The organism is Niallia sp. Marseille-Q9988 (assembly GCF_976954375.1).
Genome location: NZ_CDRJSZ010000009.1, coordinates 1 through 18,819, shown reverse-complemented (window position 1 = coordinate 18,819; position 18,819 = coordinate 1). Strand labels below are relative to the sequence as shown.

Genomic DNA, 18,819 nt, shown 5'->3' with positions numbered 1-18,819 from the left:
GCAGATTAAGCATAAAAAGTTTGCACTTTTTATGCAGTTTATTTATGAAATCCATGGGAATAATATTCTTGTATAAATTAATAGGAGGGAAAAGAATGAATACGAACTACGAAGAATGTATTAAAGCGTGTTTGGAATGTATGAAAGCATGTAATTCTTGTTTTGATGCTTGTTTAAATGAAGAAGATATTAAAATGATGGCTCGTTGTATTAGATTAGATCGAGAGTGTGCGGATATCTGTAGTTTAGCCGCAAAAGCAATGCAGTCTAATAGCCCATTAGTAAAGGAAATATGTTTGTTATGTGCGGATATCTGTGAAAAGTGTGGGGAAGAATGTAAAAAGCACAGTCATCATGAACATTGTCTCCAATGCGCAGAATCTTGCTTTAAATGTGCAGAATTCTGTAGAAAAATGGTTTCTTAATAAAATGTAAAAAATCCTATAAGTTATATATACAAGTATAACTTATAGGATTATGATTTAGTTTGATATCTTATCTAATACAGAAATATTAACTCCAAACTTACACATAGCTTCACAGTCTTCTCTTAAATCCGAGAATAGAATATAAGAAATTTTACACATACTGTCATGTTGGAAGGATGGTCTTAATAATTGTGCTTTAATTTCTTTTTTTCTTTTATTCGGAGCAATTAAATAAAATCTGGACTTATCATTGTTAAAGGACATAGACAAATCCTGTAGGCGTAAAATTCCAGAGTATATAGACGTGGACTTTTCTACTTCAAATGCACCTATAACTTTATTTTCACCATTAAGCCATAGAACATCGATAAAAGAAATCGTTTCACTAACAGCACTTGAAATTGTTTCTAAGTTTAAATGGGGAATAGAAAAGTTGCCTAATTTATATCCTTTCCATTCTCTTTTATGGTCATTTTTTGCTATCCACACATTATAACCAAGAGTCGTCCCTATTTTAGCTAAATAATATTGCATTTCAGTATGTTCATTCTCTTCGGCTAATTCCTTTTGAATTTCTTCATGTCTTTTTTTTAGCTTTTTATTAACTTTATCTATATCCTGTAATAGTAGAGTGTGGTTTTCTTGAATAACTTGTCTGCCAGAACCTATCTCATATAGTAATCCTGCTAGTGCACCTAAATCTTTTGATAGGACTAGGTTATGGTTATTATTATACTCCATCATAATTTCGCGCATCGTTAAATAATCTTCCCATGATCCTAATTTAATTTTTTGTTTGAATATCATATTAAAACCTTTAACAATGCTAGTGTTGAAAGGCGGGAAAATAGTAGGGTGAAGAAAATATAAAATATTACCTACTGCAGGACCTAGTCCTTTTATATTTTTTTCTTGAAGTTTCCTAATATTATAGATTAATTGTTTTTCTTGATTATAGAGCAATGTTTCCTTTAAAAATTGACCAAAGGCTTTTTTATTATCTTCATTTTCATAAATATCAGGTATTCTTAACTTTGGCTTCCAATAAAAAGCATGAGCTGCGCCCTCAAAGATTTGCTTTTGTTCCGCAATTGCTGAAATAGCTACCTCAAGGGATGAACCCTTAAAATCACAAGGAAATGTGTTATTCTCTATTTCCTTAATAACTACTTTTATAGCATTTTTTATCGTACGAAATGCCTTTAGTCTATCGTTGTTATTTATAAACCAGGTTTGGTAAACAGATTCTGGGTCATTTTTATATTCATCGATTGCTTTAAGTAAAGTAAAAGTCATAATATAACTCCTTTATAAATAAAAATTTAGACTCTTTGATTGAATCCTCAAATGGTTAACAAATTTGTTTTCGGTAATTCTTAGCATTAAAGGCTAATAAAAGCTTTTCATGAAACTGTACCTATTTTAAATTCCATAGTGTAAATGGGACATTAATAAACATATAATATATGTAACATTATGTGGTGAAAAAGTCTTTTAAACATTTCCAAAAAACCTAATTAATTAAGAGGTGTGGGTCAAATATGTGCTTAACAAACAATTTTGTTGAAGAACAGGCTTATAAAGTAAGTAAAACGATAAAAGAAAGTTCCATATATAAATTTGACCGAGTAATCTACTCAAATAACAACATAGATGTCTTCCTAGATTCTAATTGGGATGAAAAGTCCCTTATTACCAATGTTGTCTTGAAAGATAACTACGATCAAGAATACGTAATAAAGCCAAATCAAAATGGAATGAAATTTGCAAAAGGAGAAATTTCCTTTAAGAAATATACAAAGCTACAAAGGAAAGAAGATACACAAGGAATTTGGGCTTTTATTTTTTCAGTCGTTCCATTATTGCTCTTATTTAGTATTATAAGAATGTTCCTGATTTAAGATATATTAAATTTCTGCATATTTTTTGCATTTTTTCTTTGTAAAATAGGGGAAAATAAAATAGGAAGGAGCAGAAACAGTCAATATACCAATAAATATTTTTCATCTTTTTATGAGGAACATCTAATTGTTGAACAAGAAAAAAAGGAGAATTCAAATGAAGAAAAAAACTTTCATGAAAAGCAGTCTAATCTTAACACTATTGGTCTTATTATTAGCTGCTTGTTCAAACAATAACAACGAAAATAGCTCAAACAAAAGTGAAGAGGGAATGGATATGTCTTCTCATGATATGGAAGGCATGGATATGTCGGGTTCAGGAGAAGTTCCTGAGGGTCTAAAAGTCGCTGAAAAGCCTAAATATGAGGTTGGAAGTAATGCAATAATCAATGCAGACCATATGAAAGGTATGGATGGAGCAGAAGCGACAATCGTAGGTGCTTACGATACAATTGTTTACACAATTTCATATACTCCAACAACAGGTGGAGAAAAAGTAACAAATCATAAATGGGTAATTCAAGAGGAAATTGAAGACGCTGGAGATGAAGCAATTGAGCCAGGTACAGAAGTTATAGTCAACGCAGACCATATGGAAGGCATGAAGGGGGCAAAGGCTACAATCGATTCAGCAGAAAAAACAACGGTTTATATGGTAGATTATACCCCAACCACAGGTGGAGAAAAAGTAACGAACCACCAATGGATTACGGAAAGTGAATTATCTCCAGTAGAATAATAAAAAAGGCTATCTTTTGGTAGCCTTTTTTACATTTATAATAATGTGGGAGTTGGAAATATGAGCGTTGAAAAGATAAAAATTGCAGTCAACGGTGGTATCCAGTTTGGAGCTAAATTAAATGCAAAACAATTAGCGCTTTTGGCTAAATATTTAGATGAGGATCAAGAGGTAGAATTAACTACCTTTCAACAAATATACTTGGAGGTTCCCCAAAGTAATGCTACTGAAATTATGCAGGAATTTAGACTGAGTGGATTAAGTTGTTATCCTGTAGGTAATTATGTAAAAAGCTTACGTACATGTAATTTTTGTAAAGGGTCTGAGGAAGAAGGGATGCCTATAGCACAGGAATTGAACAGAATAATTGCAGGGAGAGAGGTACCATTTACCTTAAAAGCTGCATATACTGGTTGTCCTGTTGGTTGTGGTGAACCATTAGTTAACGATATAGGAATAATGAAAATAAAAGATACTTACTCCCTCTATATAGGAGGTAAAGCAACTGGAAAAGATGCAGAAATAGGAACATTATTAATGAAGGAACTTTCACCAGAGGAACTATATAGAAAGGTTGAGGAAATATTAGAATTATATATTAATGAAGGAAAGAAAAGAGAAAAGTTTTATAAATTTGTTAACCGAATTGGAATAGATCAGATCAAGGAACGTCTTTGATAGAAAAGGTAATAGAGCGACTCTATTACCTTTTTTATATTTTTCTAGTTTACTTAATGTTATAGATTAAAAGATATTAAGGTATAAAAGTAATTAATATAGGACACTATGAAACTAAAGGGGGATATTTTATGAAGAAAACAATTATCTATATAACTGCTTCTGTCCTTTTAATTTCTTTATTTTTTTATTTTAATTATAAGGTTTCTGGAAAAGAGGATAAATTATTAAAAACCATAGTTAATCTTCAATCAATTAATGCTGATATTTCTCAATGGTCTATCTACACGAAAAAAGAAAAGAAGAGTAATACTTCATTAAATATATATTATCAAAGAGAATCTGAATTAAAGAAAAAATATCAACAGTTTAATTGGGAAGTTGAGAAAGATAAAAATCATCATATTAAGTTAACTGGTACATTAAAAGACCAAAATATCCAGCAGTTAATTACCTTAACTGCATATAATGAAAATGATAAATATAACATTTTAGAAACTTATAGTTATAAAAGCACAGATTGGAATAAAGAGGAATACCAAAATGTTTTGAAATCACTAGATGAGAAAGAAAACTACTTTTTTACTGTTAAGGCTTTAGTAAGAAAGAAAGAAAATATTAAACAAATTTCAACGCTACTTTTGAAAAAATTTACAGCAAACTCTATTGAAAAATTAGTTGAAGATGATTTTGTTTCAATTACTGCTTATAACAAGTCGTGGAAGGATTATTTATCTAGTAATAAAAAAAACAAATTTAACATTCAATTTGGTATAAGGACAAATAAAGAGCTTCAAGACACTTATAATTTAACAATTGGAAGCCCTATTATAACAGAAGAATATTGAAACTTTTAAAAATGGTTACCATAATGAGTAGCCATTTTTTATACAACCTTTAAAATACCTGTCTCTTTGAAATACCTGTCTTTTTGAATGTGCAGAAAATATGCAGACTACTGATGAAACTATTACATATAAATATGTAGATACCACTATCAAATAGGGAGGTCAAATTATGATACGAATATTAAATGGTTATCTACTAGCTATTATTATTGTCATGTATTTTAGTATTTTCCTAATAAATTATCTGAAATCAGATATAAAACTTTCATCAGACATTGTTTCTGTTTCTACTAAGCAACTAGATGCAGATATTCTTTCTTCTTTATTTGAAATTGGACAGTTTCAACTATCAGATGTTAACGAAGAAATTAAAAAACCATCTATTTTAAACGGCGTAGTTTGGCTTACTTCAAATATTTGGCCTGAAGATATAAGGACTTTTTTAGGAAGAGAATTAGTAGGATTTTCGCAATTTAATACTGAGATAGCTATCGCAGGGAAAGGGACTAATCTAGCAACGCTACCAATAGAGTCTCCGCCTCCTAATGAGGATATTCTTACAAATGAAAATAATAGCAGTTCCAATGAAGACAAAATAGAATCTCCAAAGAACGAAGCTTCTAATAAAAATGTTGTATATATATACCATACTCATAGTTGGGAAGCATTTTTACCACAACTTTCAGGTATTACAGATCCAAATCAGGCGTCTAGTTTGAACGAAAAGAAAAATGTAATCCAAGTGGGTACCCAATTGCAAAATGAATTATTAGAGAGAGGGATAGGAACTGAACATAGTACTACCAATGTAACAGCAGAACTTAAAAAAAAGGGTTGGAGTTACGCTCAATCCTATAGTTTAACAAGAGAAATCGTCCAAGAAGCTACTACTAAGGAAAAGTCTTTAGTTTATCTTATTGATATACATAGGGATTCACAGGCAAGAAAGATTACTACGTTAGAGTTTAATGGTATTGAATATGCAAGATTATTCTTTGTAGTTGGAAAGGAAAATAAAAACTATGAACGAAATCTCAAATTGGCAAAAGAACTAAATGAAAGATTAGAAAATGAGATTCCTGGAATTAGTAGGGGAGTCTTTGTGAAAAGTAAAGATGAAGGGAATGGGGTATATAATCAAGATTTATCAAGTAATTCAATCCTCTTAGAATTTGGAGGGGTGGATAATAAGCAGCAGGAACTTTTCAACACGGTTGATGAATTTGCCGAGGTGTTTAGTGAGTATTATAGAGAAGTAGAGGAAGTAAATAATTAATTAGCTTTTAGTAGCTAGTTGGTTACTGTAAAACACTTTATTTTGTGTTAGATAAAAAATCCACACTTTCTTCAATGTTTTAATCTATATTAAGCAAGTAAAATAATCGAATGGAGTAAAGAGAATGAAAGTTAAACGGGTAATAATAACAACACTTCTTTCATTTATCATCATTATCTTAGCAGGATGTATGTCCACTCTAAGTGAAAAAACAAATACAGCAGTTAATAGTGAAGAAAAATTAAAGGAAGTAGTTCTTATAAGTGACAATAAAAAGACAAGTAAAAATTGGAATCTGGTTGATATTCCAGATAAAATAGAGATACCCAATAATAAAAAGGATGTACAGGTTTATGAAGAGGAAGTAGGACATTCAGTATATAACGGAATTTTTGTCAATTTCATGGATGTAAAAGATTTAAACGGTTTTAGTAATATATTAATCGGATACCATCACAAGGAAATTTGTTTGACATCAGAATTAAATGCACATGCTAATGTTTAACAATAAAATTTAATGAAAGGGTACGCTTTAAACGGTTTTCAGAGCGTACTTTTTTATATATTTTCCACTTAAATGCTTTGTATATTGCATATGTATTTGAATTTTTTTAGCAAAAAATACATGATTGTTAAACATAATAATTAGTAAACAGAGAAGAAAAAAGAAAAAATTTAAATTTAGGCTTTACATAGGGTACGGGGGTATACTATAATGTGCTTGTGGAGGTGAAATAGTTAATGGCATCCGTTTTAGATAATGATGAATCTTTAGAGGAAACTCATTGTTCCACTTCAAGTGAGCGAAAAAGCCATCACTCCAATAAGGTTAAACAAAATCTTATCACCAGGTTAAATCGGATTGAAGGTCAAATACGAGGTATAAAAGGATTAATAGAGAAAGATACTTATTGTGATGATGTTATAACTCAAATTTCTGCGACACAAGCAGCTATGAATAGTGTTGCAAAAATTTTACTTGAGGGCCATTTGAAAGAGTGTGTTGTTGAGCGTATTCAAGAAGGTGACCTAGAAGTAGTAGATGAAGTATTAATTACAATACAAAAATTAATGAAAAAGTAAAAGGAGAAGATAAATATGGAAAAAGTAACTTTAAATGTTCAAGGTATGTCTTGTAATCATTGCGTTAACTCAATTGAAGGCAATGTAGGTAAGCTCAATGGTGTATCAAATGTAAAAGTTGACCTTGGAACCGGAACTGTTCTTGTAGAGTTTGATAAAGAAGTATTAACATTAGATAAAATTAAGGAAACAATCGATGATCAAGGTTATGATGTACAATAATGCAACAAGGGCGAACGTTTTAAAATAACGGTTGCCCTCTCTTTATAAAACATTTATACCCCCATATGGTATAAATGTTTTGTGACAAATTAAATAAGAATATAAACTCTAGTTTGTGTAACATTAAGAAAATGTATAACTGTAAATCGAAAGTTATAGGAGGGTATAAAATGGAAACAGATAATCGCTCATTAGCACAGCCTAAACCTAATACTAATGATAATGAAAGTGTTTCACTAAATATTACTGGAATGACATGTGCCGCATGTGCTACTAGAATCGAAAAAAACATATCAAAAGTGCAAGGTGTTCAAAAAGCAAATGTAAATCTTGCTACTGAAAAGGCAGCAGTGACCTATAATCCTTCGCAAGTATCAATTGAAGAGATAATTGAAAAAGTTAACAAAACAGGGTATGGGGTTGAACAAGAAAAAGTAAATTTAAATATTATAGGTATGACATGCGCTGCATGTGCTACTCGTATTGAGAAAGTATTGAATAAGGTAGACGGAGTAAAAAATGCTAATGTTAACCTCGCTACAGAGAAAGCTAGTGTTGAATATATCCCTGGAAGTACCAATGTAGATCAATTAGTTAATATGGTAAGGAAAGCTGGCTACGATGCAAAATTAGTTAGTGAAAATGAAGGAGATTATGAACAGAGTACTCGAGAAAAAGCTTATAGAAAGCAAAAAATAAAATTTATTGTTGGTGCCATTTTATCCATACCTTTTTTAGTCATGATGATATCAGATTTTATGATGGAGTACGGAAATGGAGGGTTCTTTCACTTAAATCCTTGGATTCAATTTTTACTAGCCACTGTAGTTCAATTTTATGTTGGGGGTCATTATTACCGCGATGCTTATAACTCAGTTCGGGGAGGTAGTGCTAATATGGCTGTCCTAGTAGTACTAGGAACGTCTGCAGCCTATTTATACAGTTTAGTTGTTACTATAATGGGAACTGGGCAATATCTTTATTTTGAAGCAGCAGCTATAGTTATGACTCTAATTGTATTAGGAAAGCTACTTGAAATAAGGGCTAAAGGTCAAACCTCAGAAGCCATAAAAAAATTAATGGGTTTACAGGCAAAAACGGCTAGAGTTATTCGAAATGGTGTAGAAATAGATATACCACTAGAAGATGTTCAAACAGGAGAACTTATTATTGTTCGGGTAGGCGAAAAAATACCAGTTGACGGAATAATTATAGAAGGAAATACAACAGTTGATGAATCCATGTTAACAGGGGAAAGTATGCCTGTAGGTAAAAAAGCTGGGGATAATGTTATTGGTGCTACTATGAATAAACATGGTTCATTTAAATTCCAGGCAACGAAAGTTGGGAAAGATACTGCCCTTTCTCAAATTGTTAAGCTAGTAGAAGAAGCTCAAGGATCCAAAGCTCCAATTCAGCAAGTTGCAGATAAAATTTCAGCAGTATTTGTTCCTATTGTCATTGTGATAGCTCTAGCTACTTTTGGTATTACATTCGCACTTGTTGGATTTACCCCGGCTTTAGTTAGTACAATTGCTGTACTTGTTATTGCATGTCCGTGTGCATTGGGATTAGCAACGCCAACTGCTGTTATGGTAGGTACTGGTAAAGGTGCTGAAAATGGACTACTTATAAAAGGTGCTGAACACCTTCAAAACTCACAGCGAGTAACAACTGTAGTATTAGATAAAACCGGTACTATTACTAAGGGTGAACCTGATGTAACAGATATTGTTCCTTACGGTAACCTTTCTAAAGATGAAATATTACAAATTGCTGCAACTGCTGAAAAAGGATCGGAACATCCACTTGGAGAGGCAATTGTAAACAGTGCAACAGAAAAAGGAATAGACTTATTAAAAGCTAATAATTTTAATGCTATTCCAGGGCATGGGATTGAAGTTAGTATCAATAAACAAAAGATATTAATCGGTAATAAAAAGCTTATGGCCCAGAATAATGTAAATATTAATGCTTCTATTGATACTATGGAAAAATTTGAAGGTGAAGGAAAAACTGCTATGCTTATGGCTATTGATGACAGTCTAGCAGCCATAATTGCCGTAGCAGATACTGTTAAAGAAACATCCTCGGATGCCATTAAGGCTTTAAAGAAATTAGGAATTGAGGTCATAATGATTACGGGGGACAATCGACTTACAGCAGAAGCAATTGCCAACCAGGTTGGTGTAGACCGAGTGCTCGCAGAAGTTCTGCCAGAAGATAAATCTGCCGAGGTAGAAAAACTAAAGAAAGAAGGAAAAGTTGTTGCGATGGTTGGAGATGGAATTAATGATGCTCCGGCACTTGCTGCTGCTGATGTAGGCATTGCAATTGGAACTGGTACAGACGTTGCAATGGAGGCAGCGGACATTACGCTAATGCGCGGGGATTTAATGGGAATAGTCGATATAATTCTTCTGTCCAAATCAACGATGAGAAAAATACGACAGAATTTGTTTTGGGCATTTGCATATAATATCATCCTCATACCGGTTGCAGCCATTGGATTATTAAATCCAATACTCGCCGGTGGTGCTATGGCTTTTAGTTCCGTGTCCGTTGTAGGAAATACATTATTTCTTCGCAAATGGAGACCAATTAGATAAATGGATAAAAACAACCTGCAAATTATCTGCAGGTTGTTTGTTTTATTTAGGGGCAACTACTGTTGTACTGTTGTTGCTGTTTTATATTTCTACCTATACGTTCTAGTTATTTTTAGACTAGAACGTATAACGTTTAAAATTTATGAACTTTTGTTCATATAAAATGCATAAAATCTTCAATTATTTTTAATATCATAATTCATGAAAGTGAGGAGAGAGTATGAAATTAAAAATACTAGCATTAATTGGATTCCTATTATTAATCCTTTCAGCATGCTCCAATAAACAAAACGAGAGTATAAATCGAGCAGATGTTGAAAAACAGGCTGAGAAGATTTCTTCAGAAGAAACAACTAAGACAGAAATCTTAAAAGGGAATGAGTTTACGATTGTTGCAAAAGAGGCAACTCATCAATTAACAAAAGATATTAGTGTAGATGCTTGGACTTTTAATGGTTCGGTACCAGGTTCTCAAATTCGTGTAATGCAAGGGGAAAAAGTAAAAATCAACTTAAAAAATGAACTTCCCGATCCTGTAACTATACATTGGCACGGTATTGTTCTTCCAAATAATATGGATGGTATACCTGGAGTTACTCAAAATGCTGTACAACCAGGTGAGACATTTACTTATGAGTTTACACCCCGAATTTCTGGTACTTATATGTATCACACTCATCAAGACGGTGTTAATCAACTTGATAAAGGTCTATATGGTGCCTTAATTGTTGAACCAAAAGAAAAAACATACGATCGTGATTATACGTTAATGCTTGACGAATGGATGAGTAATCCAGAGGAAGGTATGGATATGAGCGATATGGAAGGTATGGACATGGGTGAAAGTGATGAAATGGAAGGTATGGATATGGATACGAGTAATGATGGCGGAAGCATGACGATGGACGATATGAGCGCGTATGACATTTTTACCATCAATGGAAAAAGTGGTGAGAGTATTGAGCCTTTAAAAATGAAGGAGGGTGAGACGGTAAGACTCCGTTTAGCTAATATTGGGTATATGACACACAAAATGCATTTGCATGGTCAGAAATTTAATGTAGTTGCGGTTGATGGGCAAGAAATAGAAAACCCAGAAGTAATAGAAGATCAGTTAATCTCAATATCACCAGGTGAACGGTATGATATTGAGTTTGTAGCAGATAACCCAGGAGAATGGTATCTGGAGTGTCATGGAAATATGGAAGGAACAGCTGGAATGAAAGTGAAATTACAATATGAAGGTAGTTCCTTATCTACAGACAAACCGAATCAGGATATAGAACTTCCAGAGTTCACATACACAAATTATGGTTCTTCAAAAGACGGTGAGTTCACTCTAAATCAGAAGTATGATGTTGAATATACAATGAACTTAAATACAGAAGTATTAGATAATAATATGGCTTACACAATCAATGGAAAAGCTTTCCCTAATACAGAAAATATTATGGTTAAAGAAGGTGACCTTGTAAAAGTAAAGATTGTGAATAACTCTAAAGGTGAAGACCATCCTATGCATTTACATGGTACATCTTTTCAAATTTTAAGTAAAAACGGTAAAAAACTTGAGGGTGCATCAATTATTAAAGATACTGTAAATATAGAACCCGGAGATGAGTATGAGATAGCTTTCAAAGCAGATAACCCTGGGAATTGGCTATTCCATTGCCATGATTTACATCATGCTTCTGCAGGTATGGTAACAATGGTTAAATATAAAGGATTTCAGCCTACTTTTATTCCAGATGAAAATGCTAATAATCAGCCAGAATAAATGATATAAAACAGGGTAAAATGCGGCCTTTAAAAGGCCGCATTTTACTGCTAATTAATGATAGTAACCTATTGGAAAGGAAGTGTATCATTTGAATTTTACTTCATTACTTACAAATAGAAAGGCATTGTTTATTCTGTTAGTATTTAATATTATAGGCACATTATATGGATTTTTATGGTATGGAGGCCAACTATCAGTTACACCTAATAAATATCTAATTTTTGTTCCAGATAGCCCAACAGCTAGTTTATTTTTTGTTTTTGTATTAATTGCTTTATTTTTGAAAACTAACTTACCTCTGTTTGAGGCACTAGCTATAGTAACACTATTGAAATATGGAATATGGGCAGTTGTAATGAATTTATTAGTTCTGATAGAAATAGGCTATTTAGATTGGTCTAGTTACATGCTGATTTTTTCCCATGGAGCAATGGCAATCCAGGGTTTATTATATAAAAACTCCTATAAAATAAAAGGTTGGCATCTAGTAGTTGCTGCAATTTGGACTCTTCATAATGATGTGATTGATTACCTATTTAAAATGATGCCAAGATACAGCGTACTAGACAATTATATTCCGCAAATAGGCTATTTTACTTTCTGGTTAAGTGTATTTTCAATCAGCATTACGTATGTTCTTTGTATAAGAAGGAAAAAAGCAATATCGGAAATTTGAAATTTTGGCTAATCTAAAAATTTAAACGAGGTGAATCTTTGTGGAAAATATTCAACCGCTAAATAGAGTCGCTTTTGAAATTGGAACTTTCACTGTTTATTGGTATGGAATTATTATTGGAGCTGGTTTACTTCTTGGTTGGATTCTTGCTACAAAAGAATCTAAAAGACAAGGTCTTCCTAAAGATACTTTTTCGGATCTTTTATTATGGGCTATACCGATTTCCATTCTTAGTGCCCGACTTTATTATGTTTTATTTAAATGGGAATATTACTCGGAAAATCCAGGGGATATCATTGCAATTTGGGAAGGTGGTATTGCCATACATGGAGCTATTATTGGAGGGGCATTAACGGCTTGGTTTTTTGCTAAAAAGAAAGGTTTATCCTTTTGGCAATTGGCTGACATTGCTGCACCTAGTCTTATACTAGGTCAGGCAATAGGGCGTTGGGGGAACTTTATGAACCAGGAAGCTCACGGCGGCAAGGTTACTAGAGATTTTCTGGAGAATTTAAATTTGCCGGATATTATTATTAATCAAATGTATATTGACGGTACGTACTATCATCCCACTTTTTTGTATGAATCCTTATGGAATATTCTTGGTTTTACTTTATTAATTGTTGCTAGAAGAATTGTTTTCCTTAAAAAGGGAGAACTATTTTTAGTTTATATAATGTGGTATTCTTTTGGGAGATTTTTTATTGAAGGGTTAAGAACGGATAGCTTAATGCTTACAACTAACTTACGTGTTGCACAAGTAATTTCTTTGATATTCTTTATTTCCGCTGTCCTATTAATCTGGTATAGAAGAAGGAAGGCATACAAAAGTGGGATAATGTAAAGTATACAAAAATAGGCTCCTTGTTTTCGGAAGCCTATTTTTGTTGTTTTTTCTATGATAAGTGTCTTAATCTCCATTTTTCATCTTATTGCTTTATTTTCTTTTTTTTCTAAACTCTTTTAAAATATATATTAATAACAGGATTAGTGAGCAATATATTATTGTCTCTTTCCATCCAGATGAATTGATGCTGAATACCTTATTAATGGAATAAACTTCAATTAGAAGCGATGGGATTTTTCCTATTGTACTAGCTATAGTAAAAGGGATAATTCTAATGCTACTTAATGCTGCGGTTAATGTCACGGCACCTGAAGGAATAAAAGGAAGAATTCTTAACAGGATTATAAGTATTACGGCTTTAGATTCAGTTGTGCTTTGTAACTTTTTTAAGAAGTGACTTCTTATCTTATAATTAGCAGTAAAGCGATTTAATCCTTTACGATATAAGATAAAACTTACTATAGCACCTAATGATTCACCAATTATTGAAATAATAATTGCTAATTTTAAATCAAAATAAATAATATTTATAGTAGTAAGAAAAGCACTAGGAAGAACTCCAAAAATTGCTATTATAATATTTGCAATTATAGTAACAGTGGCTATAATTAAGGGGTTTCCTGGTAAATACTCTATAAAAAGGTCCCTCAATCAGATTCTTTTCCAATCCACTTGTATCCAACGCCCCAAACTGTTAATAAATATTCCTCTGATGGAAAACCAGCCTTCCTAAGTTTATCACGCAAGTTTCTTATGTGAGAATCTATAGTTCTATCTTCTGTTTCTACGCCATGGCCCCATATGGAGTGTATAAGATGGTCCCTTGTGAACACCTTATTATGGTTTTGGAGAAATAGCTTCATAAGTGCAAATTCCTTAGGAGTAAGAGGTATATTCTTCATCTGATAGTGTAATTCAAAAGACTCTTGATCTAAGGTTAAACCGTCAAACTGTATTAATTCCAACCTATTACCCTTTCTTCTTAATACTGCTTCTATTCTAGCAACAAGTTCCTCCCCATCAAAAGGTTTGGATATATAGTCATCTGCTCCTGTATTTAAGCCTTTTACAACATCCTTTTTATCTGTTCTTGCAGTAAGCATTATTATTGGGGTGTCCCAGTATTTTTTTATTTCTATACATGCTTCCCAGCCATCCATATCAGGCATCATTAAATCTAATAATATAAGATCAACGGTGTTCGATTCTAAATAAAGTAAAGCATCCATCGCAGAACTTATTTTTTTGCAATTATAGCCTAGTGGTGATAAATATAGAGCAATTAGATCAAGCATTTGCTGTTCATCATCTACAATTAAGATGCTTTTCATTTGATTTCTCCTCCAAGATTTTTAAATGTTAGAATAAATGTTGTTCCGATATTAAGCTTACTTTCCACTCTTATTGTTCCTTCTTGTGCTTGGACCAATTCTTGGACAATCGATAATCCTAGCCCATATCCACCTAGTGATCTTGTTCTTGATTTATCAACACGGTAAAAACGATTAAAAATATAAGGTAGATCTTCCTCCGGTATTCCTTTTCCATTATCCTTTATCGTTATTTCCGTTTCTTTTTTTCTGAATCTAACCATAACATCTACTTTGCTCTTCACTGGAGAATACTTCATAGCATTATCCAATAAGTTGAATAAAATTTGTTCCATTCTTGCTGGGTCTCCATAAAAAGAAGTGGTTTTAGGACAAAAAATTGTTAAATCAATTTCTTTTTCTTTAAAGGCGGGAAACATTTTTATTTGTAGTTTTCCTAAAAGTTCATTTAAATTTATTTGTTGCTTCTGAATGAGAAATGTATTTTTATCAATCTTGGCTAACTCAAATAAGTCCTCTATTAAAGAAGAAAGTCTATTTGATTCTTCTACAATAATTTGTAAGTACTTTTCTTTTTCTTCTTCTTCAATATTTTTTCTTAGGGAAATATCTGCGTAACCCTTTATATAAGTCAACGGTGTTCTAAGTTCATGGGAAATGCTTGCTAAAAAATCATTTCTTTCTTTCTTTAAGAAATTTAAGTCTCTAGCTAATTCTTTTATGGAAACTGCTAGTTCACCTAACTCATCATTACTTGTCCTAGGAAGATCAACTAAAAAATTTCCTTTACTTATTTGATAAGTCGCTTCCTTCATCTTTACGAGTGGTTTAGTCAATGCTCTAGTAAGCAGTACAATCACAACGAAAGTTAAAAGAAGCGCAATTATACCAGCAAGAACAAAATGTTCATTTAACCTTCCAATTAAAGTGTGTATGGATGCTGTCTCTTGGTACATATAGACATATCCTATAGTTTCATTTTTTGCATTATCGGACTTAAAGTAATAATGTAAGGTTTATTTTTCCAGTCATCTTCAACAACTTTCCCTTCACTCTTTAGTTCCTTTTTTTGCTGAATTAAATATTTTTTGTAATTATTATTGTCAAAAGATGTTCCCAAAATATCACCTTTTTGATTAACAATTACTACATCAGTTAAAGCTTCTGATTCCATTAAAATAACGTGACTAATGGAATCTTCTTCAAAATGTTTCTCTAGAATATCTCTATGAGAATTACCCCTTGCTTGTAAAGCGGATAGCTCTTCCTCAATTCTCACATTAACTAAAGAGCTATGAAGATAAGAAAACATAAATGCTTCTAAGCCAAAAATGATTATGAAAAATAGAATCCCTAGTTTTATGGAAAGTTTTTTCATTAGGTCACCTGAATTTATTTTATATTTTTTATAATACTCCAATTATATGAAGAAATTATGCAGGGAGTTAAATGTGTGATTCACCAAACGTTTATATTAGTGAATAAAGTTTTATTATGAACTTCTTAGTGGTAAATTACTCCTTGAATTTTATCAGAATATTACAGTGAAATATAATTGTAATATTTTTCATCTCCAAATTCGACAAAAAGTGATGTTATAATTTTGCTTGTTATTAGAGATTGATAAAGAAAGGACATTCGAATGAGTAAATTATTGATTAAGACATCTGTTATAACGTTCGGAATTGCAGCCTCATTAGCATTAACTAATACAACTTCTATTGCATTAGCATCTTCTGAGGAAGATTTACAAAATAAAAAACTCAATATACTAGAAAATCGTAGTAAAGTCCAAGATGGTTTAGAACAAGCAGTGGAAGAGCTTGATAACATAAAAACAGAACAAGATAAAATAAATGATGAGATTAAACGTTTAGATATGTTAATAACAGAAACGAATAGTAAAATACGCGAAAATGATGAAAATATAAAAAATGCAAATATAAAAATTCAAAAATTAAATGAAGAAATAAAAACTCTTAAGGAACGAATAAAACAACGCGAAGAGTTGTTAAAAGAAAGGGCTCGATCTTATCAAGAGATTAGGACTATTAACTATTTGGATGTTTTAATAGGCTCACAGAGTTTTAGTGATTTTTTAGATAGAGCGGGTGCGGTAACAACAATAATTACTGCAGATCAGGATTTAATCCAACAACATATGGATGATAAAAAAGTGTTAGAAGATAAGGAAAATGAAGCAAAAGATCTGTTAGTGAAACTTGAAAATTATGGCGAGTCTCAAAAGAAACTAAAAAGCGAATTAGATATACAAAAGAAAAATAAAGATGATATTATGCAATCTCTAAAGGACAAAGAAGAAGATTTAGAAAATGAAAAACTAAGTTTAGAAGAACAAAATTCATTACTTGATTCTCAAAAGGAAGCTATCGAAAAAGCTATAAAAATAGAATCTGAGAAGAAAACTCAAGTAGCTACTAAAAAAGAAAATGAAGCAAAAAGTACTTCTAGTAGTATTAAAGCGAACACAAATGTTTCTAAAAAGACCAAAGGGGTATGGACAACTCCAGCTCAAGGACGATTAACATCCACCCTTGGTGAAAGATGGAACAAGTTTCATGCTGGTATAGATATTGCTAACAGTGCTGATGTGCCAATTGTTGCTGCTGCTGATGGGGTTGTTAGTAGATCTTATTATTCCACAAGTTACGGTAATGTAGTCTTTATCTCTCACTCAATTAATGGTCAGGTGTATACAACTGTTTATGCGCACATGGATAGTAGAGTAGTTAAGACAGGGGAATCTGTTTCCAAAGGGCAACAAGTAGGAATTATGGGGAACACTGGACAATCTTTTGGTCAGCATTTGCATTTTGAACTTCATAAAGGTCAGTGGAATGCATCCAAATCGAATGCTGTTAACCCACTCGATTATATTTCAATATAAATCATCAATCAAATCATACAATTAAATTATTTTAAACATTAACTTGATTAAAGAAGTGTTAATTAGGTTAATGTTTTTTTTAGAATTACTTACTTTAAAGATTGAATCTTGGAGGAGAAACCATGTTTAAAAGTAAAATTTTTATCTTGTTTGTTGTATCGGTTATTTTTTTGGCTGCTTGTAATAACAACCAAAACACAAATGAAAAAACTGCTGATGAAAGTTTAAAAATAATGACCAGCTTTTACCCTTTATATGATTTTACAACTAAGATAGCAGGGGACCGAGCTAAAGTTATAAATCTTGTGCAACCGGGTATTGAGCCACATGATTATGAACCATCACCAAAAGATTTGGCAAATCTAAATGAAGTTGATTTATTTATATACAATGGTGCTGGGTATGAAAGTTGGGTAACAGATACGATAAAAAGTATTGATACGAAAGATAAAAAGATTATTAATTCTAGTGAATATGTTGATTTATTGACTTTAAGAGAAACTGGTGAGAGTACGGAACCAAATGATAAAGAAGACCAGGAAGATAAAACATACGATCCCCATTTTTGGCTAGATCCTATACGAGCTAAGCAAATAGCTGAAGTTATTAAGGAAGAGCTAATTAAACTGGACCCAGATGGAAAAGTTGTTTATGAAGAGAACTTTAACAAAATTGCTGTTAACTTTGATGAATTAAATTCAGAATATACTGAAGCATTATCTAATCCTATTCGAAAAGAAGTAATAGTTTCGCACAATGCATTTGGTTATTTGACTAATAGATATGGATTGGAACAAATAGCGATTACAGGAATTTCTCCATCCGATGAGCCATCTCCTAAAAAGCTTAAAGAATTAATAAGTTTTGCTAATGAAAGGCAAATAAATTATATATTATTTGAAACTTTAGTAAGTCCAAAAGTAGCAGAAACAGTTAAAGATACTATTGGTGCAAAATCTTTAACATTAAATCCCATTGAAGGTCTAACAAATAAAGAAATAAAAAAAGGAGATGATTACTTTTCGGTAATGCGAGAAAATTTAGCAACATTAAAATTAGCTACTCAATAAAAATGAAAGTTAAAAATATGTTCATAATTTCTCGATAAAAAATCCTTGTTTTAACATTATTCTAATAAAAAGTAAAGGAGTGATAAAAATGGAATGGTTATCTATTTTGCTAGTACTTGTATGTCCAATTATGATGTTATTTATGATGAAAAGTCATGGAGGACATAGTCATAATAGGAATAATAATAAATTAGATAAAAGAGTCATTAAATTAGAAAATGAAAATAGGGAATTGCATAGGAAACTAAATGAACTTTCGCCTAAATGATGATATATGTAATATAAAAAAGAACACCTTTGAACTGACCTAGCCAAATGAGACATATATAAAACACCTATCCATATTAAATTTAACACTTTTTCATTAATTTGATATTGGTTCTTTACTGGAAATAGTTCAGGCACTTTGTCACTTTACTTGGA

At 31.8% G+C, this 18,819-nt stretch carries 21 protein-coding genes; 16 read left to right on the top strand and 5 right to left on the bottom strand.

The window, feature by feature from the left end:
* Positions 1-95 precede the first annotated feature (95 nt).
* Complete coding sequence (locus ACWNMZ_RS16755) at positions 96-425, top strand: four-helix bundle copper-binding protein (protein ID WP_031539952.1); 330 nt, start codon at positions 96-98, stop codon at positions 423-425.
* Between the two features lie 57 nt (positions 426-482).
* On the opposite strand, the gene ACWNMZ_RS16750 is transcribed toward ACWNMZ_RS16755, so the two are convergent.
* Complete coding sequence (locus ACWNMZ_RS16750) at positions 483-1,724, bottom strand: hypothetical protein (RefSeq protein WP_031539951.1); 1,242 nt, start codon at positions 1,722-1,724, stop codon at positions 483-485.
* Between the two features lie 245 nt (positions 1,725-1,969).
* Between ACWNMZ_RS16750 and ACWNMZ_RS16745 the strand changes: the two genes are divergently transcribed.
* The 12 genes from ACWNMZ_RS16745 (at position 1,970) to lgt (ending at position 13,084) form a co-directional block, all read left to right on the top strand.
* Positions 1,970-2,329 carry a hypothetical protein gene (locus tag ACWNMZ_RS16745; protein ID WP_016204447.1) on the top strand — a complete coding sequence of 120 codons (360 nt, stop codon included), beginning with the start codon at positions 1,970-1,972 and terminating at the stop codon, positions 2,327-2,329.
* Positions 2,330-2,486: 157 nt separating this feature from the next.
* On the top strand, positions 2,487-3,068 hold the full coding sequence (locus ACWNMZ_RS16740; RefSeq protein ID WP_031539950.1) for a YdhK family protein: 582 nt from the start codon (positions 2,487-2,489) through the stop codon (positions 3,066-3,068).
* Positions 3,069-3,128: 60 nt separating this feature from the next.
* Positions 3,129-3,746: an NAD(P)/FAD-dependent oxidoreductase gene (locus tag ACWNMZ_RS16735; protein WP_016204445.1), complete on the top strand. Its 618-nt coding sequence runs from the start codon at positions 3,129-3,131 to the stop codon at positions 3,744-3,746.
* Between the two features lie 131 nt (positions 3,747-3,877).
* The gene (locus tag ACWNMZ_RS16730; protein ID WP_016204444.1) at positions 3,878-4,594 is read left to right on the top strand and encodes a YwmB family TATA-box binding protein; all 717 of its coding nucleotides are present in this window, start codon (positions 3,878-3,880) and stop codon (positions 4,592-4,594) included.
* A 169-nt stretch (positions 4,595-4,763) separates the two neighbouring features.
* Positions 4,764-5,870 carry a stage II sporulation protein P gene (gene spoIIP / locus ACWNMZ_RS16725; RefSeq protein ID WP_235252550.1) on the top strand — a complete coding sequence of 369 codons (1,107 nt, stop codon included), beginning with the start codon at positions 4,764-4,766 and terminating at the stop codon, positions 5,868-5,870.
* 124 nt (positions 5,871-5,994) lie between these two features.
* A complete protein-coding gene (locus ACWNMZ_RS16720) occupies positions 5,995-6,375 on the top strand; it encodes a hypothetical protein (RefSeq protein ID WP_016204442.1) in 381 nt (126 codons plus the stop codon).
* Between the two features lie 236 nt (positions 6,376-6,611).
* Positions 6,612-6,953 carry a metal-sensitive transcriptional regulator gene (locus tag ACWNMZ_RS16715; RefSeq protein WP_016204441.1) on the top strand — a complete coding sequence of 114 codons (342 nt, stop codon included), beginning with the start codon at positions 6,612-6,614 and terminating at the stop codon, positions 6,951-6,953.
* A 15-nt stretch (positions 6,954-6,968) separates the two neighbouring features.
* Positions 6,969-7,175: a copper chaperone CopZ gene (copZ, locus tag ACWNMZ_RS16710; RefSeq protein WP_016204440.1), complete on the top strand. Its 207-nt coding sequence runs from the start codon at positions 6,969-6,971 to the stop codon at positions 7,173-7,175.
* Positions 7,176-7,345: 170 nt separating this feature from the next.
* The gene (locus tag ACWNMZ_RS16705) at positions 7,346-9,784 is read left to right on the top strand and encodes a heavy metal translocating P-type ATPase (protein ID WP_016204439.1); all 2,439 of its coding nucleotides are present in this window, start codon (positions 7,346-7,348) and stop codon (positions 9,782-9,784) included.
* A 220-nt stretch (positions 9,785-10,004) separates the two neighbouring features.
* Positions 10,005-11,561: a multicopper oxidase family protein gene (locus ACWNMZ_RS16700; protein WP_449598689.1), complete on the top strand. Its 1,557-nt coding sequence runs from the start codon at positions 10,005-10,007 to the stop codon at positions 11,559-11,561.
* Positions 11,562-11,652: 91 nt separating this feature from the next.
* Positions 11,653-12,240 carry a DUF1405 domain-containing protein gene (locus ACWNMZ_RS16695; RefSeq protein ID WP_449598688.1) on the top strand — a complete coding sequence of 196 codons (588 nt, stop codon included), beginning with the start codon at positions 11,653-11,655 and terminating at the stop codon, positions 12,238-12,240.
* Positions 12,241-12,280: 40 nt separating this feature from the next.
* Complete coding sequence (gene lgt / locus ACWNMZ_RS16690) at positions 12,281-13,084, top strand: prolipoprotein diacylglyceryl transferase (RefSeq protein WP_016204436.1); 804 nt, start codon at positions 12,281-12,283, stop codon at positions 13,082-13,084.
* A gap of 93 nt (positions 13,085-13,177) precedes the next feature.
* Here lgt and ACWNMZ_RS16685 read toward each other — a convergent pair whose 3' ends face one another.
* From ACWNMZ_RS16685 to ACWNMZ_RS16670, 4 genes are read right to left on the bottom strand one after another with little or no spacing between them, the layout of a single operon-like run.
* A complete protein-coding gene (locus ACWNMZ_RS16685) occupies positions 13,178-13,738 on the bottom strand; it encodes a TVP38/TMEM64 family protein (RefSeq protein WP_016204435.1) in 561 nt (186 codons plus the stop codon).
* Entirely contained in the window at positions 13,735-14,418 is a 684-nt protein-coding gene (locus ACWNMZ_RS16680) for a response regulator transcription factor (RefSeq protein ID WP_016204434.1), read from the bottom strand. The genes ACWNMZ_RS16685 and ACWNMZ_RS16680 overlap by 4 nt, the downstream gene beginning before the upstream one ends.
* Positions 14,415-15,374 (bottom strand): sensor histidine kinase, encoded by a 960-nt coding sequence (locus ACWNMZ_RS16675; protein WP_449598687.1) that lies wholly within the window; start codon positions 15,372-15,374, stop codon positions 14,415-14,417. The genes ACWNMZ_RS16680 and ACWNMZ_RS16675 overlap by 4 nt, the downstream gene beginning before the upstream one ends.
* Positions 15,375-15,385: 11 nt before the next feature.
* On the bottom strand, positions 15,386-15,838 hold the full coding sequence (locus ACWNMZ_RS16670) for a hypothetical protein (protein ID WP_449598686.1): 453 nt from the start codon (positions 15,836-15,838) through the stop codon (positions 15,386-15,388).
* 222 nt (positions 15,839-16,060) lie between these two features.
* Between ACWNMZ_RS16670 and ACWNMZ_RS16665 the strand changes: the two genes are divergently transcribed.
* The 3 genes from ACWNMZ_RS16665 to ACWNMZ_RS16655 all read left to right on the top strand — a co-directional run bounded on the left by ACWNMZ_RS16665 (position 16,061) and on the right by ACWNMZ_RS16655 (position 18,664).
* A complete protein-coding gene (locus tag ACWNMZ_RS16665; protein WP_449598685.1) occupies positions 16,061-17,326 on the top strand; it encodes a murein hydrolase activator EnvC family protein in 1,266 nt (421 codons plus the stop codon).
* Positions 17,327-17,448: 122 nt separating this feature from the next.
* Complete coding sequence (locus ACWNMZ_RS16660; RefSeq protein WP_016204431.1) at positions 17,449-18,396, top strand: metal ABC transporter solute-binding protein, Zn/Mn family; 948 nt, start codon at positions 17,449-17,451, stop codon at positions 18,394-18,396.
* Between the two features lie 88 nt (positions 18,397-18,484).
* Complete coding sequence (locus ACWNMZ_RS16655; RefSeq protein ID WP_016204430.1) at positions 18,485-18,664, top strand: DUF2933 domain-containing protein; 180 nt, start codon at positions 18,485-18,487, stop codon at positions 18,662-18,664.
* The last annotated feature ends 155 nt before the right edge of the window (positions 18,665-18,819 follow it).